General features: G+C 36.6%; 8 protein-coding genes. 3 read left to right on the forward strand and 5 right to left on the reverse strand.

The window, feature by feature from the left end; all coding sequences use genetic code 11:
* Positions 1 to 2: 2 nt before the first annotated feature.
* The 5 genes from VFM92_RS09080 to VFM92_RS09100 all read right to left on the reverse strand — a co-directional run bounded on the left by VFM92_RS09080 (position 3) and on the right by VFM92_RS09100 (position 17,267).
* On the reverse strand, positions 3 to 9,872 hold the full coding sequence (locus VFM92_RS09080; protein WP_325121896.1) for a gliding motility-associated C-terminal domain-containing protein: 9,870 nt from the start codon (positions 9,870 to 9,872) through the stop codon (positions 3 to 5).
* Between the two features lie 113 nt (positions 9,873 to 9,985).
* Positions 9,986 to 10,435 carry a DUF1801 domain-containing protein gene (locus VFM92_RS09085; protein ID WP_325121897.1) on the reverse strand — a complete coding sequence of 150 codons (450 nt, stop codon included), beginning with the start codon at positions 10,433 to 10,435 and terminating at the stop codon, positions 9,986 to 9,988.
* Between the two features lie 27 nt (positions 10,436 to 10,462).
* Entirely contained in the window at positions 10,463 to 11,296 is an 834-nt protein-coding gene (locus VFM92_RS09090) for a hypothetical protein (RefSeq protein WP_325121898.1), read from the reverse strand.
* A gap of 10 nt (positions 11,297 to 11,306) precedes the next feature.
* Positions 11,307 to 14,423, reverse strand: coding sequence for a SusC/RagA family TonB-linked outer membrane protein (locus VFM92_RS09095; RefSeq protein WP_325121899.1), 3,117 nt, complete (start codon positions 14,421 to 14,423; stop codon positions 11,307 to 11,309).
* Positions 14,424 to 14,720: 297 nt separating this feature from the next.
* A complete protein-coding gene (locus tag VFM92_RS09100; protein ID WP_325121900.1) occupies positions 14,721 to 17,267 on the reverse strand; it encodes a M14 family metallopeptidase in 2,547 nt (848 codons plus the stop codon).
* A 343-nt stretch (positions 17,268 to 17,610) separates the two neighbouring features.
* Between VFM92_RS09100 and VFM92_RS09105 the strand changes: the two genes are divergently transcribed.
* The 3 genes from VFM92_RS09105 (at position 17,611) to VFM92_RS09115 (ending at position 25,213) form a co-directional block, all read left to right on the forward strand.
* Positions 17,611 to 20,934, forward strand: coding sequence for a TonB-dependent receptor (locus tag VFM92_RS09105; protein ID WP_325121901.1), 3,324 nt, complete (start codon positions 17,611 to 17,613; stop codon positions 20,932 to 20,934).
* A gap of 31 nt (positions 20,935 to 20,965) precedes the next feature.
* The gene (locus VFM92_RS09110) at positions 20,966 to 22,042 is read left to right on the forward strand and encodes a fasciclin domain-containing protein (RefSeq protein WP_325121902.1); all 1,077 of its coding nucleotides are present in this window, start codon (positions 20,966 to 20,968) and stop codon (positions 22,040 to 22,042) included.
* A 174-nt stretch (positions 22,043 to 22,216) separates the two neighbouring features.
* Entirely contained in the window at positions 22,217 to 25,213 is a 2,997-nt protein-coding gene (locus VFM92_RS09115) for an endonuclease/exonuclease/phosphatase family protein (RefSeq protein WP_325121903.1), read from the forward strand.
* Positions 25,214 to 25,294: the final 81 nt, after the last annotated feature.

The raw sequence follows: 25,294 nt of genomic DNA on the forward strand, positions 1-25,294 counted from the left end.
AGTCAGTACAATATAGTGATTGTTCCGGTTACTGGTTCATACCCATCATTCAAATCAATTACATAATAATAAACCCCTGGGGAAAGTACTTCTCCGTTGAATTTACCATCCCAAGGTTGATCATAACCCAATGAATAAAATAATTCTTTTCCCCATCTATTATAAATTTTCACTTCAGGATTAGGATACTCTCCAATTCCTCCTAAATCCCAAAAATCATTTACTCCGTCACCATTTGGCGTAAATACGTTTGCAGGAGCAATTGGTGGTCTTACCACTACTGTCACAGAATCCGTATCAGGACATCCGTTTACCGTCAAGCCATCTACAATAAAAGTAGTCGTTTTCACAGGGCTAACCTGAATTCTAGAATTCCTCACATCACTCTGAATAGAAACATCATTTCTCCAGATAAAGCTCGATCCATTTGTTGCTTCCAATATTCGAGTATCTCCCTCTCGTATTGTGATATCATTTCCAGCATTAATCGGTTCAAAAGGAACTACAGAAACGGTAGCAGGTGGCGTAGTTTGCGGACATAAACCTTGATTATCTATTATTCTAGCTCTGTAATAAGTATCTGCATCTGGGAAATCTACCAATTCGGTTTGCGAAGTACCCAGACTTTGCCAATCTTCCATATTATCACTAATCTCCCAATCTAAAATTCTATAGTTACCTGGGTCTAAACTTATCACTACGGAATCTCCCAAACACACTGGGTTAGGAACAGCATTTGTATTTCCTTGATACTTATAATTTAAAAGGTTAACCACGAATTCATTTGACATTACCTCTGAATTAATCACACATTCAGCATTAGAAATCAGTTTTGCGCGAACAATATCTTGATCTTCAATTAAGGTACTATCAAATTTATTTCCAATAAATTCACCATTTACGAACCATTCAAATTCTGGTGCATCGCCTCCATTTTCTATATTGAGCTCTAAGGATACATCTATATTTTCACAGACCAAATCTGGCCCTGAAATAGTGATGCCTGGGAATGATGAAGGCTCTACTGTTACGGTTTTCACCAGTTGATTCGTACTACAGATAAATCCATCAATATTTATAGCTACATCTTTATTTCCTGGCGTGTTCCAGAATAGCTCATAAGGACCAAAGCCCGTACCGCTTATGACACGTGCAGTACCAAAGTCCCAGCTATATCCATCATCGGCAATACCTAACCCATCAGCTTCAAATTCAACAATAGCGGTTTGGTGCTGACAAATTGTATCACGTTCAATCATTAAATTATCCAGACTAAATACGTTCACATTATGAAATGCAGTATCTGATGGACATCCATCCAAAGTTGTCACAACATAAAGCGTTTTAAGCCCTCCAACATCCCAACCTAACTCATAAACTTCATTGCCTAAATCATTTTCTGTGGTAGCTCCATCAAAATACCAATCATAAGTAACTCCTGCTCTTAGGCTATCTCCAAATGAGATATTTGCTGTTCCTTCTAAACATATAAAGTCAGGAGCATCAATGGACGCCAAAGGCTTTTCTCTAATTTCGATTGTCTCTGTATAGGTATCCTGACAACCATTTTCCAAAACACTTAACGTAATTTCTATTGAACCTGGTTGGTCGAGTAATAATTCAAAATCTGCCTCTCCTTGAGAACCAGTAATTCCATTATATACATAATCCCAACTTATAATGCTGAAAGGCGAAACATCCCAATCAGGCACTAGCATCAAAACATCATCTTGACATAAATAATCATCTCTCTGAAAAGTTGCGTCAGGCAATTGCTTGACTTCGACTTGGAAGGTACTATCTCTTATACAACCTTTATTATTAATGGTAATGGTTATGTTTTTAGTACCTATTTCCTCCCAGGTGACAAAATAATCTTCTCTAGTGTTGCTAAGAGGGGTCACTTGGCTAGGATTATCAAAATCCCATTCTACTGATCTGCCATTCACAAGTGGTAAAGTAAATACGATTCTGGCACTATCGTTGGAACAAATTTCAGTGTCTGCAGATACGCTAAAAGGAATACGTTCTCCAACATTAATAATCATGGTGGTATCGAACTCATTACAAATGCTACCTTCAACCTTAAGTCTAACAGATTTTTCACCTGCGGAATTATAGCTGAAATTCACTAATGTGGAATCATTCTCATATCTAAGGAAATCGACTCCTTGGAAATCCCAGCTCCATTTAGAACCTGGTTCAAAGTTTGTTGTATCAATGCTAGCTGTGCCCTCAGAATTGATGCATAAATCTGAAGATATACTTATGGTTGGATTAGCGTTATCATAAACATTTATGGAATTTCGGGTTACTTCTGAAATACAGCCTCCATCTACTACTACTAAACTAATTTCTTTTGTTCCCGGAGTTGGCCATCTTACTTCAAAGGTTGAGTCATTCAATTGGGTAGGGATACCGTCAGCCCAATCCCAATTCAAAACTCCCCCATCAGAAGTGGTTCCGGTATAAGTGATAATAGTTAGTTCCCCCAAACAATTTTCTGTGGCTCCCAAGTCAAAATCAGATGTTGGAGGTTCTGCAATGGTAAATTCTTCTTCAAAGGATGAATTATTACAGGTAGAACCAGTGATATTTAAAATAATCTTTTTTGGACCAGTTGAATTATAGGTTATCTCGTATAATGAATCAGCTACTATTTCATTTATCACATCATTAGCATCAGTATCGAAATCCCAATTGAAAATAGCTCCATCTTCTGCAACTCCGGTAAATCTAATCTGCGTAATAGCACCTGCGCAATTTTCATCATTTGCGGATACAATATCAAAATCCGCCAGATTGTTCACCGCAATAATGTCCGTAAAGGTTTGACTTCCACAATTATCATTAGTGACGGTCAGACTCACATCTTTTCTACCTGGAATGGTATAGACAACCTCATAATTTTGCGTTCCTGCAATTTGGGTAGCACTTTCACCTGCTGTTGTATCAATATCAAAATCCCAATCAAACGTATCGGTATTTAAATTGTTGTCGCCTGTATAAAAAATAGTCCCAATGGCTTGACTAGAACCTTCATCTATACAAAATAATGGCGCATCAAATGAGGGATCTGGAGCATTTAAAACTCTTATAGTTCTTTGTCTCACTGTAGTACAACCATTTTCTGAAGCTGAAACGCTTACTGTTTTATCTCCTATATTTTCCCAAACTGCCGTTATGATAGTGCTATCAGCATTAGAATTTATAATAACACCATCCGCTCCGATATTCCATGAATATTGATAAGCTGAATCAGGATTATTGACTGCTATTTCCCTTTCAATAAATTCACAAATGGTAGCTGGCAAACTAAAGTTTACTACAGGTGAAGGATTTATAGTGATTCCGCCAGGAAGAGTGATGGTATTTTCACAATCATTTTCCCCAATAATATCTACTGAAATAGGATATGTTCCTGGAGTATCCCAAACCACCTCATAGGCTTCTTGCCCTGATAGTTTAGTTACTGTCGCACCAGCAAAACTTGTTCCCCAATCATATTCAGCAAAAATACTGGCAGCACCTGCACCACCATAGCTTATTAAAGTTGGTTGACCAACACATCCAATGTCTACGGTAATTTCCCCAAGAGGTGTAGGTTTTACTTCTAGTTCGAACTCTTCAGTAATTTCACAATTTCCATTAGTTAAGGTTAATGTGATGGTTTTAATACCCGGAGTAGTCCAGCTTAATAAATTCTGATTAATAGAATCCGAGATTCCATCCTGACCTGGATCGATATCTACTATAGTTTCACCTCCCAGATAAAAAGGGATTTCATCAAATGCACATACTGGAACTTGTTCAACTGTAAAATCTGTCGGTCCTTGCACTAGTTCAACATTGATGCTTTCTGTATTGGAACATCCATTCCCAGTTGTTACGGAAACGTCAATTGTTCTTGTTCCTCCCGCTGTATATCGTACTCTATAGGCTTGTTGACCAGCAATTTTAGTGGCATAATCCAAATCTGTAGTGTCAAAAGCCCACGTAAATGAATCCGTGAAGGGATCTGCATCGCCTGTATAGCTCACAATAAATTCTTCTCCAATACAGAAAGTTGTTGGTGCATCAAAAGTCATTGCAGGGCGAGGAAGCACTTCCACATTTACTCTCACTATTGCCGGACAACCATTATCATCTTCAATTGAAACTCTAATGGTTTTAAATCCAGCACTATCCCAATTGATAGTGGAAGTACGATTATCTACTTTAGTTACAATACCGCCATCTGCATTTACAACTGTGGCATTTATTGTACCTGTAAAATTAGTACCTGCAACCCCTGTGTAAGTAAATGTGTAATCTTCTTGTACACAAACTGGATTTGGATTCGTTTGATATTCTAAATCAGGTGCTGGAGAAACTTCAATATTTTTACTTGCAGCGCTATTACATCCACCTTCACCTAATATCTCTACAGAAATAGTTTGCGTACTAGCTGTAGGGAAGGTAAGTTCATATTCTTCACTTCCTAAATCAACCACGGTCGCATTTCCAAAATTCCATTCGAATTCAAAATCAGATATCGTTCCGGTTCCATTGTTAATTAAGCGAACAACAGTAGGGGCATTTCTACACACTTCATTTGCTAAATCAATTTCAAAAACTGGAAATGGTAATACTTCAACTTCTCGAGAAGTGCTATCGATACATCCACCGTTATCTAAAATCAAATTAATGGTTTTGATGCCTGGCGTTTGCCAGCTTACAGCGTAATTGGTGTTTACCGTATTTTCAGTAATATCTGCGGCATCATCCTCCATGAAATTCCAATCTACCACAGTTCCAGCTGGAAGAACTCCCGTAAAGTTGAAATCGACTTCTTCTCCCACACAAACTCTGTTATCGCTTCGCGTGAAATTTGCCACTGGAATTTCATATACTCTCAAAGAATAATCAGCAGTATCAATACAGCCACCATTATTTACAACTAGAGAAAAGTTCTTTATTCCGTCCGTATTCCAGACTGGAGCAAAGATTCCATTTTCAGGCTCATCATTGGTCGTATCATTTGGCATATTCTGATAAATAATAGCTACACTATTAACATCACTTGCGGTTGTCAGTAAACTCATGTCGTAAGTAATATTAGCAGCTTCACCTCGACACACCTCAGTAGGGAAATTTAAGGCAGTATTTGCTGGTTCCCCAATATTGATACTAATGCTTCCTGAAACATCATTACAATTTCCTTGAATATCTAGATTAATAATTTTTTCTCCTGACGTATTCCAACTTAGTTCAAATTCTTCATTAGAAACAAGCGTATCTACATCTGCTCCGGCAAAATCCCAAACGAATGTAGCTCCATCTTCTACTACCCCTGAAAACTTAATATTGATGGGGTCTCCAATACAGCCATTATTAGGGAAAGCATCTAATTGAATGAAATTATAAACGGCATAATCTATAGTTTCATACTTTACAGGACAACCACTACCAGATTCATCTGTCACTTCTAAAATAACTTGCTTAAAACCTCCGTAATCCCAACCTTCAATTTCTAATCTGGTATTACTGGCGATTGTTACGGTTGCATTATCATCAGCTGGAATCAACTCATAATCGGTGATGCGAACATCAGTTCCGAAAGCTTCTGCTAAAATGACCTGATAAGGATCTGGATCGTTAATACAAGCTTGTTCTGGAGCATTGATTGAATACTCAGGTCCAGCTGATACGTTCACTGTATCGCTTTGTGTCTGTTGCCCACACGCTCCAAAAATTGATAGCTCAATAGTTTTAGTTCCTGGACTTTCATATGAAACGCTAAAGGTAGTGTCGTTTATTTGTTCAAATACAGCATCTACCCCGAAGTCCCAAGAAATAGAATCTAATTCATCTGGAAAATCTACAAATACCTCAATGTCCGTACAAGTCATATTAGAGGACAATTCAAATTCAGGATAAAAATCTACATTAATATTGAAAGTGGTATCCACTATGCAACCAGCCCCACCTGTCATTTCAAGTGTGATTTCTCTGTTTCCAGGCTCTCCAAATTCTAACAACCAACTTCCAGTTCCATTATCAACCAGAGAACCATCTGCTGGTATTGTCCAATCAAAGTCTGCTACTGCATTGGCATCCCCTAAGTAATTTATCTCAAATTGAGAATCCACACAAACGCCTGCTGGAACTTCTAATTCATCTAATTGAGGTAAATATCCTACATTTATGGTTTCGTTATCGATTACTTGACAGCCATTTGGAGACTGCACAATTAACTCAACATTTTTTACCCCTGCTGTATCCCAGCTTACTGTCCAAGAATCTGTGCCATTATAATTTTCTACGGTACCACCATCCCATTCCCATCTGTATGAATTATTTGAATCATAATCTGCAGAAAGGTCAAAAGTAATAGGGTCTGTGCTACAAAGAGGAGTAGGAATAGGAATATTAGCAATTGGGGCTGGTAGCACAGTTACATTTTCTGTCATTGTAACTGTACAATTATTGCCGTTTGTAACTACCGCTTCCACTACATAGGTTTCTGTGGTTCCCGTTATTGGAAAGCCAAGTTCTATTTCTCTGTTTCCTGAAATTGGTGTGATCGTTACTCCTGTATTCGGTGTAACCGTCCAATTTATAGTATTAGCTGCATTTCCTTTATATGAAAAATTTGCAGTTTCATTATCGCAAATCTGCGTTTCAACATCGAAATCATCAGAAGGAATCGGAACAATTTGAATTGTTTTTGTTACCGTTGAATCACAACCGTTAAGGTTATAGGTAGCTGAAATAGTTTTAGTTCCTACAGTTGACCACACCACTTCCCAAACTTCCGGATTTGCTGTTACAGTTGCTGTTGCTCCGAGCCCAAATGAAGGGGTGCTTAGAGTTGCAGCATCTAAATTGCTGTCAAATTCGACAGTAACCGTTTCATTCAAACATGCTAAAGCAGGTGCAGTTATTTCAGGTACTGGTATAGGAGATATTTCGACTGTGAAGGTCTCTATAACCGTACATCCATTTTTATTAATTTCTAAAGTGATAGTTTTAATATTGTTTGCGGCATTGCTGGCATCATAATTATCCCATGTCACATCATAAACTTGATTTCCTAGGTCGTTTACACTAGTTGCATCTTCAAAGGTCCAGTCAAAAGTAGTACCAGCATCATTCGTATCCCCAGAACCTGTATAAATGAATCTTGTCGTTTCTCCCACGCAGGCAAAATCAGGATAGGTAACATCTGTCGTGGCTGGAATTAAAACATCAATCTCAAATGTTTCTGTGGTAACACAACCATCATTAGTAATACTTAAGGTGACTGTTTTAGTACCAGCAGAATCCCATTCTAGCTCGAAATTAGTATTGGCATCTGTTACATTAACCTGAGTAGCATCACCAAAATCCCAATCAAAAACACCATTTGCACCAGCAGAACCATCAAAATTGAAAACAACAGTTTCATCTATACAAATTGAAGTGACAATAGGGGGATTAAAACTAATCACTGGTTTTTCAGCCACTTCTATTGTTTGAGAAACCAGGGTGCTTGTACAACCATTTTCAGTTACTTGGAGAGTAATGGTTTTGGTCCCAAATGTGCTCCATTGTACATCATAAGCTTCTTGACCACCCATCTTCTTAACTGCAGTACCATCTGTTCCCCAATCCCAATCGAAAACAAGATTAGGACTGCTCAAATTTAAATTAGCATTCCCAAGATAACTAACAATTACTGGTTCATTAGCACATGCCCCAACAGGTGCAATTATAGAAGCGGTTGGCGTTTTACCCACATTTACTGTAAAGGTGGTATCGGTATCACATCCGTTTTGATTGACGCTTAACGTGATATTTTTAATTCCAGTTGTTGGCCAAGTAACATCGAAATCTCTATTTTCTGTTCTGACAGTAGAAATAGTTCCACCATTTAAAGTCCAAACAAGTTGAGCTGAGGCATCAGCTGTTCCCGTGTATACAAAAGTAGCTGGCAGACCTGAACAAACATTGGTTGGGGCAGTCAAATCAGTTGTAGGAACTGGCAATACCTCTAAAGTAAAAGAAGAGTCATTTACACAGCCTCCTTCATCAATTGAAAGGGAAATTGATTTGGTGCCTGGAGTATCCCAAACTACCTGAGCATTTACATCATCGCCTGAATTAACTCCTCCATCAAAATTCCACGTTAAATTGGCATTAGCTAAATCAGCATTACCAATGTATTCAATATCAACGCTATTGGTTGCACATACACTTGCTGGAGCAATATATTCTATGGTAGGTTTTTTAGTGATGTTAATCGTAATCGAATCGATGACCAGACAATTCCCTTCTTCTATCTGGTAGATGATCGTTTTAGTGCCTAATGTATCCCATTGGATATCAAAGTTTCTACCTGGATCATTTTCATTGACCACCGTTCCTCCATCCCAATCCCAAGTGAAAATGGCAGTAGGAGTAGCATTACCTGTGTATTCTATATTAACTGCTTGTTCTTCACAGGCTGTGGCGGGGGCAGTTACACCAGATGTGGGGACATTATTGACCGTTATTTGAATCGTGGTATCCGCCAAACATCCATACTCATTTTCAATTTCCAAATTCAAGTCAAAAACTCCGCTGGCACTATAAATAACAGAATAATCTTTAGTATCAGCTCCCGATTCAGAAGAGGTTGAACCAGAAGTTGACCAAAAATACTCTACTTGTCCTCCTGCGGGATCATCAGAAGCTGAAAAGGTAACAGGATCGCCTTGACATAGCTCAGTTGGTCCTACAATTCCCATTTCAGGATTAGGAAAACCAGAAATTACAATCGTATCGGCTATATCAAAACATTGTCTTTCACATGGGGAAACGGCCACACCTTGCACCCAAATAGTATCTGTTGTTTGGAAGATAGTATAATTTAAAACTTCAGTTTCGGTGGTGTCTCCCGTGCTCCAGATAAAGTAAGAACGATCTCCTCCTGTTGCACTTAGAGTGATTTGATCACCAAAACAACCAGCTGTTTCTGAAGCTATAATTTCAATGTCATTACCAGCAATTGCAGCAAGATTTAAAGATTCAATGGCAGTGGCATCTAAGGCTTCGCCAAAATATCTGATATAATCTACTGTGATTTCTCCTTCAGGATTTTCTTTTCCATTACCCCTCATTTTATTTGGCGGATAGAAATAACTTGTATTATTTCTTAAGGCAAACACATTGTCAACATATTCAAATTCCTTATTACCATCATAATAAACTGTCAGGGTATCATTACTTAAACTAAAAGCGATATTGATCCAATCAGAAGGCAGATCATCTGGGTATCCTGGGATTGGAGTGCTTCCAGCAGCTAAAATATTATCGTTTTGATCGAAATATTTGATGATTCCATCACTATCAATAAATAAACCTGCCCCATTTTGATTGAAAAAATTCATTATGAACAACCTGTCATCTTGATTATCACTAGCAAGACTTTCTATTCTAAACAATAATTCAACCGTATACAAATCCAATGGATCTAATAAAGTCCCATTATCGACAGTCAAGCCCGCATCAGGGGGCATCACATAGTGTTTATTATTACCGCTAAGACATAGTTCCTCTGCATCTATAAAAGTACCCGTTCCATCTTCAGGAATCAAAGGAGCTACACCAGATTCACCATTATCATTTTCAAAATTATCAACAAAATTATAACAGGCAGCAGGGACTAATACGGAGTCGGGATGAAACTGACCCAATGTAAGAAATGGGCTAAGAAGAAAGCCTAAGAGTACTAATGTCGATATTTTATTAACCTTACTTACCACTTTGCTATGAACACATATATTTAATAGACATATAATATAATTCTTTCGATAAACTGACGTTATCTCTTTACAAGTATCCTTATCAATAGAATGCACCTTTACCATAAAAATAAAGGTAAATATTAAGTTTTGGTAAAGAAATTGATAAAGACACCGAAACTGACGATGTAAGTATCTTTTCAGAAGTTAAAGATAATAAAATTGTACTGAATCAATACTTATTTTGAATTTTCATATAATTCAATCCAGTCTTCTGGGCTCATCTTTTTGCATAACTCTCCTATTAACGCAAAAGGGATGTTTTTTGGATTCTTAAATCTTATGCAACTTTTACCCATATCTAGCTTTGTAGCGACTTCTTTTTTATACTCTTCCTCAAACCAGTGCAGTAATGTTTTGATTGCATAAATCCCCATGTGATATAAAGCAATATTGTTTTTTTGGGAAGCAATACTTATAAATGGAAGGGGTATTTCAGGTTCAACATGATAGCCACTTGGGTAAAGCGAATGAGGCACAACATAGGCAATCATACCATAGGATATTGTTTCTTCAAAGCCCAACGGTAAATTTTCTACAATAGTAGTTCTCAATAAATTAAATGCCCATTTCCTCTCCTCTAGAATCGCATCTAAATATCCTTCTACCGTTTCTACATTATATTGCATGTAAATAAAACGACCTTAAACTTTTACTTAATTATTTTTAGTGAATATAGATTGACCACTGAAATCATTCGTAATTTCAGACCAGTAAATGGTTAGTGTTTCGGTAATTGGATCGTAGTTACCAGGAATTTCCGGGTCAACGAATTCAAACTGCACAGTTCCGCCTCGCTCAACCCAAGTAATAGTATTACACTCATCATTATAAATACCTTCCTGCACTGGTCTAAAACCAATTGCATCTAGCCATCCCGCAGAAATATCTGATATTAGATAATTATTATCTCCCATTGGCGTAATTGTAATATTTGCAGCAGTTGAAGTGGGAGGAAAACTTGGTCCATTATTAGAAACTCCGTTCCCTGTCCATGTATCTTCTGCTGTGGAAATCATAGAATTACAAATCACACTAGCTGATAAGGCTGTGTTACTGAATAGATATTCATTACCTTCAATTGTGGATTGAAAGGTGAAAAATAATTTATCTCCGTCTGTGACCTCCACTTCAGTGATGTTTCTGATGTCTTCTATATCTAATTCTAATTCAAACGGTAAGGATTCAACTTCTATAATTTCTGTACCTTCGCTCTCAACTGAATTTAAGGATACAAAAACACTTATACTTCTATTAAAATCTTGATTAGATGAAAGTAAAATACTTATAGAGGATCCTTCCGGACTTGAAAGGTTAAAGTCTGATGAATTCCCAAAAACAGCTTCTAATTTTGGTAATTCATCTAGTCCTTGCCGAGCTGAGAAATTCTCATTTTCTTCAAGCAACTCACAAGAAGCTAACGTAAATAGGATTAGCATACAAAATTGTATTGCCATCGAATTATTAACTATTGATTTTAAACTTCTCATCTTAAGAATATTAAAAAGTTAAATTTATTCCACCGCCAATGGAACGTAAATGTGGGAAATGAAGAAATTGCTGACCATGATATGGATGGTTACTATTCCATCCTGTTTCTGGATCTGCATTAGGCAAACTACTCTTCAGCCATAAATTTCTTCCTACTACATATAGATTAGTTTTTTTGAAAAAGCCACTTCCTCCTTTAGTATGGTCAAAAGTATAACCAATTTTCAACTCTCTTAATCGGACAAAATTATTCTGATAAACATGTGCCTCATCAATACCTGCCATCACGTTCGACCAGAAATATTCTCCTTTATTAATAATAATATTGTTTTCTCCGTCTGCCTCTACCACCGCTTCTCCATTTCCATCTAAGGAGTAATAGCCTTTTACTGCATCCAAAACTACGCCTTCTGCTCTATCCGAGGTGGCAATGTCTGTTCCATATTCTTTCTGCTGTTGCGTTTGGCCTGCATATATGTGACCTCCAAGCTGCCCATCAAATTGAGCATGAATTGAAAGTCCATAGATTCTAATATTACTGGACAAAGCAGCCCAAAAATCAGGATTCATTTTGCCTAATGATTTTCTATTCGGATCTTCTATTGGCATTCCAAAAGACGGGTTTGAAATTCCACCAATGAATTCTCTACCATCTACTACTATTTTACCCTCTTCATTCCTCAAAAAGGAAGTTCCGTATATCATTGGAAAAGATTCTCCTTCCACTAATCGAATTTCAGGACCATCAACACCTCCACTTAACCTTAGCTGATTTATATTTTCACTAATGGAAACAACATTCGATTCAATAGCGGTATAATTACCACTTATTTCCCATTCAAAATTTTCTCTTTTTACTGGAATTAAACTCAGACTGGCTTCAATGCCTCTATTTTCGATTTCACCAACATTTTGCAAACGATAACTGACCCCACTGGTTAAGGGCTCTGGTAATAATAAAACCTGGTCGCTATTATTTTCCTGGAAATAATTAAGCTTCAAACCAACTTGATTATTCAATAACCTTAAATCTAATCCCAAGTCTAAGGTCTGAGTTATTTGTGGACTCAATACTTCATCCATCACAAAAAATTGTCCTTGAGTAAGATAGGGATAATGTGTTCTTGACTGAGCAAAATATGGATTAGATAAGCCCTCATTCAATCCTTGATTAATATTTTGATTTAGGAATGGAGCTTGACCAATATTAGAAAAATTAGCACTTAACTTGCCTATATTTAGGAAGTTATTCTTTTCAAATAGTTGAGAAAAAACAAAACTCATTCCAACTGAAGGATAAATAAACGCCCCATTTTCATAATTTGAATTGGAGATATAATCTTGTCGAGCAGAAAAATCTAGATATATAGTATTATAAATGGAAAAAGAGGCATTGGCATAAAATCCATAAACTCTGCTATAATAATTTACAGTATCTGAAGATTGAGTGTCTGTATTGTCGATATCTTGTGTTCCGGCTTCGTTCAAATTATTTCCAATATTTACGGTAGAGTTTGTCTGTATATCAATTGTTTCATTACCTAAGAGCAGCTCAAACACCAATCTTTTAGGATTTCCAAAAGTAAGCTGAGCGTTAATATTCGAATTTAATTCCTGATGCTGATTTTGACCTTCAATTATTCTACCAGCAGCAGGAGGTGTTGTTCTACCATTGGTATAACTCGCCCCTAAATCATAAATCTCATTGATGTTTTCATTGAAAAAATCTCCACCGCCTCTGTAATTAAATTGCAACCATTTTGATGGTTGATACTTAAAATAGACACTCCCGAATATCCTTTCAGTAGTTTCTGAAAAATCATTATTGGCCAAAGACCATCTTGGGTTATCCACACCTGGTCGGTAGTATTCTTGCTGGCTTGGGTTTCCGGCTGACGCAAAACTATCGCCCCATAAATCGTATGAAGGCGGACTTAGGAAAGTACCATTCAATACACTGGAAGAATTATTTCCTCCTGCTAACTTTGATATATCATTAACGGCCGCATTTGCGATAGCACCAACTGTGAATTTATTATTGAAATTCAATTCGCCTTGCAACTTTCCTGTAATCCTGTTCATAGCAGAAGTAGGAATCACGCCTTTCTGATCTACATATGAAACTGCTGCATTATAATTTCCTTTTGTTCCGCGGCCTGAAATATCAAAATGAGAAATTGCTGTAGACCCATCTTGAAACATCGGATTCAAATTATCATATGCTTGCTCTTCGGTCAAATTTTCACCCCATGAAAATGGACTATTGTCATTAAACTGACCATTATTACCTTGACCAAAGGTATTTTGTAGTTCAGGTAGTTTTGCTGCTTGACTTACGATATAACTTTGGCCTACGTTTACTCGAGTACTGCCAGGTTTTAAGTCACTCCCTTTTTTTGTTGTGATGATGATAGCACCATTTGTAGCTCTACTCCCATACAATGCAGCAGCAGAAGCACCTTTCAAAACATTGATAGTTTTAATATCTTCCACATTCAAGTCATTGATTCTGCTACTATAATCCATTCCGTTTTCTAAACCTGAAAAACCAGCATCAGATCGAATTGGAAGACCGTCTACAATAAGTAAAGGTGAATTATTTAAAAACACGGAGTTGTTTCCTCTTAAACTTAATGCCGCTGATGCACCTGGCATTCCACTGCTTTCATTGACATATAAGCTGGAAATCTTTCCCTTTAAAACAGTCGCCAAACTTTGTGTTCCCATTCTATTAATTGAATTCTCTTCAAGCTCTTGGTAGGCATAGGGCTGCAAATACTTTCGTTCTAATGTTCCAAAAGAAAAATGAGCCTCCTCATCAATTTGGGAATAGATTGGTCCAAGCTCTACTGAAACAAATGAATATTCTCCAACTTCTATTTCTTTTCTTTCTTTCCCAGGATATATAAAAAGTAAATTTTCAATTTCAGAAGGTATGGAGATTTTAAAATTACCTTCTCGATCCGTAATGATCCCTTTGCCAATTTCTTTGATCAAAACATTAACTCCTGAAAGTGGCTCACCGCTTACCGCATCGGTTACAGTCCCTCTTAAAATTTTATTTTGTGCAAATAGCACCTGTAATGTTAAGAATGTTAGAATAAAGATTAAAAATGATTTTTTCATTTTGTGGTTCTTGCGGTTTAACTGAAGTACTCTTTATTATATGGATTCTAAATTCAAATTACACAAAAGATTATCATTTGCCTCTGCAAATCAGGTCAATACCTTACAATATCATGTAATTACTTCATAAACTATATTTAAGTGAGCAATATAAACATTTATAAGAATCTTCCATATCATTTTAATTGCACTTATTTAGTTACAATGCCTTGTGTAGATTTACGCTATAAAAAAATACGCATAAAAAAAAGGACAGGAGGAATTCCTATCCTTTTAGAAAATAACTAAAAATAATTATTACTCTCCAGCACTTCCACTAATGGTCTGGCCATAAAAAACTGCATTCATTAACAATCGATTAGTTCCATACCAAAAAGCTCTAAAATTGGTATTATCAGTGAATGAAATGACTTTTCCACCCCCTAATCGGCTAACTGTTACGGCTGAAGTCCCCTTTAGTTTTTCTGCATTTTCCTCAGAAATATATCCATTCAATAATGGCGTTTGGGTATATCTTAAAGGATTAGCATATTGATTTTTAGATTTCTCCATAAATAAAGTACTATTTCTAAAAATAGGCATTTTATCATCTTTCAATCCATATGTAAGCGGATGGCTTAAATCTACATCTACTTCAAATATAGCTCCACCAATTACTTGAGCACCTCTGTTATTGCCTAAATCCTCATAAGATTCATAACCAGTAGTATCTGGCTTGTTTTCTTTAAATTTAACTTTGGTTATTTTTTGGTCAGAAAGCCATTTTGCAGCAGATTGATAAGCAATAATTGTTCCGCCAGCCTGCGCCCAATCCTGAATTTTGCTTTTTTGACTTCCAATTGATCCATAACCCCATCCATCTGGCATAATGATAACATTATAGCGACTTAAATCAGCCCCTCTGAAATCATTTACATCAATTTTAGTAATCGGGATTTCATAATGCTGATCCATCAAAAACCAAATTTCTCCTGCATCATAAGGACTAATTCCATCTCCAATAATCATAGCAACCGTAGGCTGATTCAAACTTTCAAAAGAAGGACTTCCCAAATTGACCCCATTTGTATTACCACTATTCACAGCATAAATATTAACTCCTGTTTTCGTAATGGCCTCTTCTAAAATCTGGTAAATTTGAGCAGGTGATTTTTCTTGTTGCTTGACAGGAATTAAAACCGATCCTACTGCTAAAGTAGTACCATCATTCAAAATGATTTCTTTGGTATTCACTTTCGTTCTAATACCAGCCTCTTGAATTTTATATAAGGCTTTTGGAGCATAGAAATCTTGCCAATCCATCATATATGCATATTCACTTTTCCCACCTTCTATTTTTCCTACTGGCTGATTCGAAGGGTTAAACTTTTCTCCTAGTAAATTACGATTAAATGCTCTATCATCTAAGCTTTCATAATCAAGGTTGAAGGCCATCGCCATATTAAATGCAGATACATCGTAAAATAAACTATCCTTGAAGCTTGTTCTAACATCAAAAATGGCTTTGATTAATCTGCTTTGATATTGGTTAGTTGGAATGATATAACTGTTATCAGCATCAAAACCATTTGTATTTTTAGCCAATTTATGAACTTCAATTTCATGTCTATTCAGCATTTCAGCAAATCGAAATAACTTAGATTTATCTTGATCCGAAACTATCCAAGCTTTTTCATTTGCATCTGAGGCCATATCAACTGAGTTTTTATAAAAATCCCGTTGGAAACCAAGTAGTTCTTCACGCATTTCATAACCAGCTTGAAGCGTACTCAAAGTGGCAGTGAATTGATTTTTGATGGTAAATGGAAATTCCAATATTCCGTTTACGCTTTCTTGGGCATGTCCTCTTGAGCTGGCTTGTTCAAATAAAATCCCAATTGCTCCTTGCACATCAGGAAAAGTAGAGCCTTTTCCATAATAGAAATCATCAAAGCTTTCTTTACTATAATAAAGTGAACCAATTCGATCTAAAAAATTGGCATGGTACTGACCAATTTGACCTGTTAAGTCTTGATTCTTTTGAGGCGTAATAGGGTGTGTCCTTTCCGGAATTCCAGGTTGGAAAAAGAAAGTGCTATTTGTTCCCATTTCATGATGATCAGTTAAGATATTAGGTTTCCAGGCATGAAATTGAGCAATTCTATTTTTTGATTCTACCAACTGCGCGGGCAGCCAGTCTCGATTCATATCAAACCAATAATGATTAGTTCTTCCTCCCGGCCAAACTTCATTAAATTCTCTGTCATTCGGATCAGTTACCAAATGTTCACTTTTATGCATATTAGCCCAAGTAGCAAATCTATTCAGTCCGTCAGGGTTAAAGGCTGGATCTAATAAAACGACTACATTTTTTAGCTTATCTTCAATATCTTGACCTTGAGCAGCAGCTAAATAATAAGCTGTTAGCATAGATGCATTGCTTCCACTTGGTTCATTCCCATGAATAGAAAAACCCATCATTACTACAGATGGCATCTGACTAATATTCAAATCAGAGGATGCACTGGGATCAGTCAACTGTTTATGCTCATTTTTAATTTTCTCAATATTGTTATGATTGTCAGGATGGGTAATAGTCAATAACAATTGAGGTCTGTCTTCATAAGTTTTTCCACTTTCCATAATGGTAACTCTATCAGATGCATTTGCCAATGCTCTCATGTAATACACCAATTTATCATGGGTCACATGCCATTCACCTACTTGATGACCGATTACACTTTCAGGAGTGGGAATTGAAGAATCATACGCTACGCTATCGGGTAAAAAGTAAGATAAATCCTTTTGCGCAAAGGAAGAACTTACCATAAATAAGACTAAAATTATGCTTGCTATATATTTCATATTACTATAATTGATTTTAAGTGGTATAATCATTTAAGAATTTTAGGTTACAAACTAAGCGCTAATAAAGAACTTCTCACTGAAAACTTTGTAGTTCCATACCGTGAATTCTCAGAAGAGATAAAATCTAAATTACGTATTAATTATGGGATAGCCATTTCAAAAGTTTTAAGCGGTGTTTTTTTGGTGTATAAGAATAAAAATTTATTAAAAAATATTATCATGTTAAGTAAATGTTAACTTTGAATAAGGTATTTATAATCAATATTTAATATTTTAAAAATTAGATCAAACAATTAGAGGCTTACTTTTGCAACAAATCATAAATATAACTTTAAGAAAAATGAAAAAAATTTTACTGAGTTTATGTGGAATAGCGATTTTGTTTGCATTTGCAACGGAGTCAGCTAAAGCGCAGGGTGTAACAACTGCAGGTCTATCTGGAGTTGTTAAAGATAAGGAAGGGGAGGAATTGCCTGGAGCAACCGTCCAAGCTGTACATACTCCATCAGGTACAACCTATGGTAGTGTAACAAACGCAAGTGGTAGGTTTCAAATACCAAACATGAGAATTGGCGGACCATATACAGTTACGGTTAGCTTTGTTGGTTTTCAAACTTATGTTTTAGAAAACATTAATCTTTCACTAGGACAAACGCTCAACCTCAATATTGAATTAAGATCAAGCGTTGAGCAATTAGGTGAGGTAGTAGTCACTGCAGAAAGAAACCAAGTAATTGATGGAAACAGGACAGGTGCTTCTACCAATTTATCCAATGAGAGAATTAGTTCGATGCCAACAATCAATCGTAGCATCAACGATTTTACTCGTCTAAACCCTCAATCCAATGGAACTAGCTTTGGTGGTGCAGATAATAGATATAATAATTACACTATTGATGGTAACCTTTACAATAACAACTTTGGATTAGGAAGCTCTCAATTTGCAGGTGGAAATCCGATATCAATTGATGCAATTGAAGAAGTGCAGGTAAACATTGCTCCTTATGATGTAACTCAAAGTGGTTTTACTGGAGCTAGTGTAAACGCTGTTACAAAATCAGGTACTAATCAAATTGAAGCATCAGCTTATTCATTATTCAGAAATCAAAATACTCAAGGTACTACTTTAAATGGAGGACAGGAAATTGTTTTTTCTGAATCTAAAACTCAAATCAATGGTGTAACCTTAGGATTGCCTATCATAAAAGATAAACTATTCTTTTTTGGTGCATTTGAGTATGAAAATAATGCCATCCCTGGGGACAATAGAAGAGCATCTCGACCAGAGCAAGGATTATTGCCTAGTTTGGAGCAAAATGTAGCTCGAATGACTGCAAAACAGGCTCAATTTGTAAGAGATCAATTACGTGAAATTTATGGATATGAAACAGGTGCTTTTGAAAATTACCCTTTTTCTGATGTGGCTACTCGTTTGAATTTACGATTAGATTACAATTTGAATCAGCGAAATAAAATTATGTTGCGTGTCAATAGTTTCCAGCAAAGAAGAGATGTTGGAATCAACGGGAGCAGCCTTCGTTACATCAATCAGTTAAGACTTAACAATACCAACCGTTTTGGGCCTGAAGCATTAACCTTCAGAAATGGTAATTACGGAAGCGAAGATAAAGTACAGTCGGTTGTAGGGCAATGGACTTCAAACATTAGTAACAATCTATCGAATAAATTAAATGTGGGGTACACAAGTACTGTTACACAAAGATTTATTCCTGGCGATCAAAATTTCCCAATGTCTGAAATAGTGGAATTCCAAGGTACAACACCATTGTATTTTGCTTCTCTGGGTACAGAACTTTTTACTAGAGGTAATTTACTGGATAACAAAACATTTAATATCACCAACAATTTAAACTATTTCATGGGTGCACACACCTTTACAGCTGGTGTGAACTTCGAATACATGACGTTCGACAACGCTTTTAACCCGATGTGGGATAGTTGGTATAGATGGAATTCTTATGATGATTTCGTTGCTGCTGTTATTGATCGTGACCTTAGCGTTCGTCCAGCAGGTTTTGCTATTGGATTTACTTATGATGAAAACAACCCATTTGAATTACCTACTGATAGAACTGAGTTTGGTCAAGTAGGTTTGTATGTACAAGATGAATATCAAGCTACACGAGATTTAAAATTGACTTTAGGCATGCGTGTTGAATTACCATTTTACCCTGTAGATGCTCCAAGAAATCCAAGCGTAGAGGCTTTAGGTATAAGTGTTGAAAACCCTAGAAACCCAGGTGAATTTATTGAGCCAAGAGTAGACCAATTCCCATCTGTTAATCCAGTATTTTCTCCACGCTTCGGTTTTAACTGGGATGCATTAGGTGATAAAACGTTACAAGTTAGAGGTGGAACAGGTATTTTCACAGGTCGACCAATATTTGTTCACTTATCAAATCAAATCAATGGTAATGGAGTAACTCGTGGTGGAATAGGTATTGAGGCTGATGAGTGGGGTCAAGATGGTAACCCTGAGTGGGAAGGTTTCCAGGCTGATATTAATTATTATCGTCCTAATCCTGCGGAACAAGAACCAGCAGTTACTAGCAGTTTATCCATTACTGACCAAGATTTTAAATTACCACAAACATGGAGAAGTAATTTAGCAGTTGATTATGTTTTCAATGGATTTGTTTTTACTGCAGAAGGTATTTTCTCAAAAGATTATAACACACCTTTCAGCACAAACTTGTCTAGTATGCCTACAGGAGAATCAGTTATTGTTGGAGGAAATGAATATCCTACTTTCACTCAGGTTGAATTAGGTGGTGTAATTGATGAGTTATACTATTTAACAAACATCAATGACCGTACTTACGCATCTTTGACTTTAGGAGTTGAAAAAGACTGGGGTAAGGGTATCTTTACTAGCTTAGCTTATACAAGAAGCCAAAATAGAGATTTTGGTTTAGGTGGTGGTTCTCAGGCTGCTTCTTTATGGCCAACTGAAGTTCAAAATGGAAGAAATAATCCAGAGGAAGGTTTCTCTCGTAATGACCAACCAAACAGAGTAGTCGGTTTAATTTCCTTTAACACTAAAGGATTAAACGAAACAAACAACACTTCATTCAACCTTTATTATTCTGGTGGTGAGCAAGGAAGATTTTCTTATACATACAGTGGTGACTTAAGCGGTGAGAATAGTGGGGTTACCTTGATGTATATACCAGAAAATTTTGAAGATGCACAACTTATTGACAGAGTGAGTGGTGGTGTAATAACCCAAACTGCTGAAGAACAGTGGGATATCTTAAACAACTATATTGAAAACGACCCTTATTTAAGTGAAAACAGAGGTTCTGTTTCTCAAAGAAATGGTGCTGTTTTGCCATGGTTACACAGAATGGATCTTTCTATAACTCAAGATATTCATTTAACTAAAGATCCAAGCAAGCATAAACTACAGTTCAGAGCAGATATTTTGAATGTATTAAATATGGTAAATGATTCATGGGGTGTAAGCAGAGAGACTGTTCAAAGAAACTTGATGAATTTTGAAGGAACAGATGCTAATGGAAATGCTCAATTCACCATTAACCCTATTCAAGGTGAGTCAACTTTTCCTACAGATGTTACGGTGCCTAATTTTGATTTAAGTCAAACTTGGAGTGCTCAATTTGGCGTCAAATACATCTTCTAATTGAAAGAAATAACTTTTAAATAACATTAAAATGAAAAATATATTAAAATATACATCTTTCGTACTGGCAGGATTGCTCATTTTGACAACTTCCTGTATAGACGAAAACTTTGATGATAGTTCCACTGTAGGAATTACGGATAAAGCGCTTCTCACCAATGTTTTGAATACTGAAAACGAATCTGGTGAGTTGAGTATCTTTTTAGAGCTTGTAGAGGCAAATGGTTTGACTGGTGCTTTAACTAGTAGAAGAACACAAGACCAACTTACTGTTTTTGCGCCTACTAATACTGCTTTTGAAATATTGGCGGCAGAGCTAGGATATAACAGTTTGCAAGATTTACTTGATGATGAAGATGTGGCTCTAGTAGAAATTCTGGAAACTCACATAGCACTAGCTAATCTTACTGTTGATCAAATAGAAACTGGTTCTTTTAGATCAATAGAAACATTATCTGGTATTAACATTCCCGTTACTCGTGAAGCCGGTACATTTGTTCTTAATGCAAATGAAGACCTAGACATTATAAGAACAAACACAGAGGGCAATGGCACGATTCATATTGTGTCTAGAGTGATTCTACCTATCAGATTCAATGTTTATTTTTCTGAAGATTTCGGTTCAGAATTTGGTGAATGTTCCGTAGCATTAGAAGATTGGACTATCGAAAATGTAGTATTAGCAGGCGGTTCTGGCTGGGAATGCACTAGTTTCGGATTTGAAGGCCAGGGAATTCAAGCAAATGGTTTTTCAGGTGGTGCTCAAGAAGTAGATTCATGGATAATTTCAGAGACTCTTGAATCTAATGATATACTTCTTAGTACTTTGAAATTTAAGTATGCTAGTAGATTTGACGGTCCTAATCCAGAAATTTGGATTATTTCCGAAGAAGATTATAGTGCTACAGCTGAATTTAATATGGAAAACTGGACAAATTTAGAGTTTAATTTCCCAGCTCCAGCTAGTGCTAATAACGTATTTGCTGACTTATCAGTAGCTATCCCTTCCGAATTTAATTCAGGAGCGTTTAGATTTGCTTTCAGATATTTATCTGGAGCAGGCGCAACCAGAGTTACTATCGATAATATTCAAGTAGGAGAGGAATAAAAACTCTCAAATAGTATACCTTTAAGAAAAAAAACCCGAAGTAGTATTACTTCGGGTTTTTATCGTTTTGAAGACCAGGTAATAATTACCGTTTTCAATATAATCTCCGAAATATTTTTTAAATTAAATCGGTTTTTTTGTCTAAAATATATTTTAATAACTAATTATTTCACGATGCATTTTAAATTAGTAACTAATCTCAAGAAGACTTTTATAGCATTTTTCAGTATTTGGATCACTATAAGCCAGTTTGCTTACTCACAAGAAGTGTCAAGTCTTGTTTTATGGGATTTCAATCACTCCAATAGCCCTGCTGGTAATTCCCCCTGGTTTAATCCTATTCCCGCCAATCAGGGTGGCTCAGAACTGAGTTTCACATTCAGCATTGATGGCGATCGTCCTGCCACCTCTTTTGCAGGATCTGATTTAGATCAAGATGGTTTTACTGCTAATGGAACAGGCGGAAGCTTAGTGCCACAAGGCACAAAAGAAAATGGAAAACATTTTCAATTTGAAATTGATAGCAGAGGCTATCAAAACTTAATCCTGTCTTATGCCACAAGAGGTACTAGCTCTGGTTTTCAGACCCAAACCTGGTTTACGTCCGTGAATGGAGGCGAATGGGTGCAAGTTGCAGCGTTTACTGGTATTACCTCAGAATATGAACTTCGCACCATCAATCTTGCAGACTATCAAAATATTGAATCGCTTGGGGTTCGTTGCGTATTGGATGGCGCCACTTCCGACTCTGGTAACAATCGTTTTGATAATCTCAGATTAACAGGCGAGCTCGAAACGCTCCCTTTACAACTTTCTACTAATGAAATAAATTTTACTACACCAACAGCATTAGCAAGTTTTTCAAATCCTGAATCATTTATAATCAGTGGATTAGAAACTAATGCGGTGTTACAAATAAGTGCCACCAGATATTTCGAACTATCTGAAGCAGCGAATGGAACCTATGCGACTACCCTATCGATAGCTCCTGAAAATTTGGTTAATGATAAACAAATATTTGTTCGGTTTGCAGCACCTTCTTCTGCAATAAGTGGTCAGATGGCAGGAAATATATCATTTAACCTAGACCCCTCGCAGAGCATTACTGTAAATGCTCAGCTAGAAGGTGAAATTTATGGAGTTCCTTATCAGGAAGATTTTAATAATCCAGATTTATTTACTTTACCCAACTGGCAGAGATTTCAAGAGATCGGTGAGCAAAACTGGGTAATAACCGATGAAAACCGAATCGCAAATAATCCATATTCAGCCAGGATGAATGGTTATACTTCTGCACCTCAAGATAATCGAACCTGGCTAATTAGCCCTGCAATACAAATTAATCCTTTATCTGCAGATGAATTTTTAATTATGAACTTTGAATCCAGGTCATTTTTTGCAAATGGTACCCCTGTATTGAAGGTTTTTGCTTCTACAAACTATGACCGTTCTGCAAATCCTACTGATCCAGCTTTTACATGGACAGAACTTCCTGCCTCATTTCCTCTAGAAACAGGAATATGGCAAAACACAAGAGAAATCAATTTAACTTCATTTTCAGATGCCGAAAATATATCTTTTGCCATCGTTTATGAATCAGCAAGCGAAACTGACGGAGCAGCCGAGTGGATGGTAGATAACTTTGAAGTAAATGTGACAGCCAATGCTCCTGAACCCATCATTACTACAAATAATTGGTCTTTGGAAGACTACTACTTTGGAGTTTTAGCTCCGGGTGCTTCTTCAAATGCAAGACTTATGACATTAACTGCCGCTAATTTGTTATCTCCTTTAACTTTAACTGCAGACCCTGGCATAGAAATATCTTTAGGAGAAAATTTTAGTTCTCAACTGACCTTGAGCCAAGCAGATTTTCCTGAATCGGGAAATTTAAATATTCAAACCAGAATGACCGCCAGTGAAGATGAAACTGTTTTGGCACAGGCAGGTAGTATTACGCTTTCTACGGAAGGTACAAATGATACTACCTTCGGTTACTTCAACCATGCAACTGTTGGAAAAGACGCAACCTTTGATGTGGTAACTTGGAATATCGAGTGGTTTGGTGATCCCACAAATGCAACTACCTCAAATACCGATTTACAGCGAAGAAGAGTAAGACAACTAATTGAAGAGCTGGATGCTGATGTTTATGCTTTTCAGGAAATAACTTCAATACCTGTCTGGAATCTTTTAGTAGCAGAATTAGAAAATTATGAAGGTATATTATCTCCAGCAGTTAGTGGAAGTGATTTTGAATCAGCACAAAAGTTGGCATTTTTGTTTAAGAAATCTACGGTGGATACTTTGCAAACTAAAGTTCTACTGAATAACATCAATGAGGATGCGCTTACAAATTTCCCTGTAACCAATAAAAGCTTATTTTGGGCTAGTGGCAGGTATCCTTTTTCTATGGACATTACTGCCACCATAGGTGGTATAGAACGAGACTTGACCATTGTAAATATTCATGGCAGATCCAATGGAGGAGGTGAATCTGCAGATGTGCCTCGATACCAATTAAGAAGATATGATGTTGAAGTGCTTTACGACTCGCTTCAGGAGTACTATGCTAATAAAAGCGTCATAGTTATGGGAGACTATAACGATGATATTTTGCGTACCGTAGCACCTACGAGTGAACCTACAGTTCCAGATAATGGTGAATCGAGTTATATCAAATTTACTACTGATTCAGACAACTATTTAGGCGTTTCAATGCCTCTGAGTGAAGCAGGATTACGTTCTTTTGTAACTAGAGAAAACGTGATAGACCATGTGATCATTAATCGCAATTTATTTGATGATCATATTCTTGGAGCGGAGCGAGTAGTAATTCCGTACTCGTCAATTCCTGATTTCAACACCACCACTTCTGACCATTTTCCGGTGGAAGCACGTTTCTTACTTTCAGGAGAACCGGTTCTTTCTAACTTAGCAGAAATCCCAAGTTCAACAATGTTATACCCCAATCCTTCTAAAGGAATTATTTACTTCAAGAATTTCAAAAATATTCAGCAAGTTGATGTGTGGTCTGTAACAGGAACAAAATTGGCAGAGTTTCGAGGTGCAATTGAGCAAATTGACTTAAGCAACTTACGTGCAGGGGTTTATTTAATAAAAATTATTTCAAAATCCGGACAGGAAGTAAAGCGAATTATCTTAGAATAAGATATGGTGAAAAATTATATGTCAAGACATCATTAAAGCTATATTTCAGGACGGGACATTATCAAGATTTAAAACCCAACT

The sequence above is a fragment of the Marivirga sp. genome (assembly GCF_035704835.1).
Lineage (GTDB): Bacteria > Bacteroidota > Bacteroidia > Cytophagales > Cyclobacteriaceae > Marivirga.

Coding starts and splice junctions, on each gene's coding strand:
- VFM92_RS09090 (WP_325121898.1), bottom strand. CDS start 11,296: ATGAGAAGTTTAAAATCAATAGTTAATAATTCGATGGCAATACAATTT.
- VFM92_RS09095 (WP_325121899.1), bottom strand. CDS start 14,423: ATGAAAAAATCATTTTTAATCTTTATTCTAACATTCTTAACATTACAG.
- VFM92_RS09080 (WP_325121896.1), bottom strand. CDS start 9,872: ATGGTAAAGGTGCATTCTATTGATAAGGATACTTGTAAAGAGATAACG.
- VFM92_RS09115 (WP_325121903.1), top strand. CDS start 22,217: ATGCATTTTAAATTAGTAACTAATCTCAAGAAGACTTTTATAGCATTT.
- VFM92_RS09110 (WP_325121902.1), top strand. CDS start 20,966: ATGAAAAATATATTAAAATATACATCTTTCGTACTGGCAGGATTGCTC.
- VFM92_RS09100 (WP_325121900.1), bottom strand. CDS start 17,267: ATGAAATATATAGCAAGCATAATTTTAGTCTTATTTATGGTAAGTTCT.
- VFM92_RS09085 (WP_325121897.1), bottom strand. CDS start 10,435: ATGCAATATAATGTAGAAACGGTAGAAGGATATTTAGATGCGATTCTA.
- VFM92_RS09105 (WP_325121901.1), top strand. CDS start 17,611: ATGAAAAAAATTTTACTGAGTTTATGTGGAATAGCGATTTTGTTTGCA.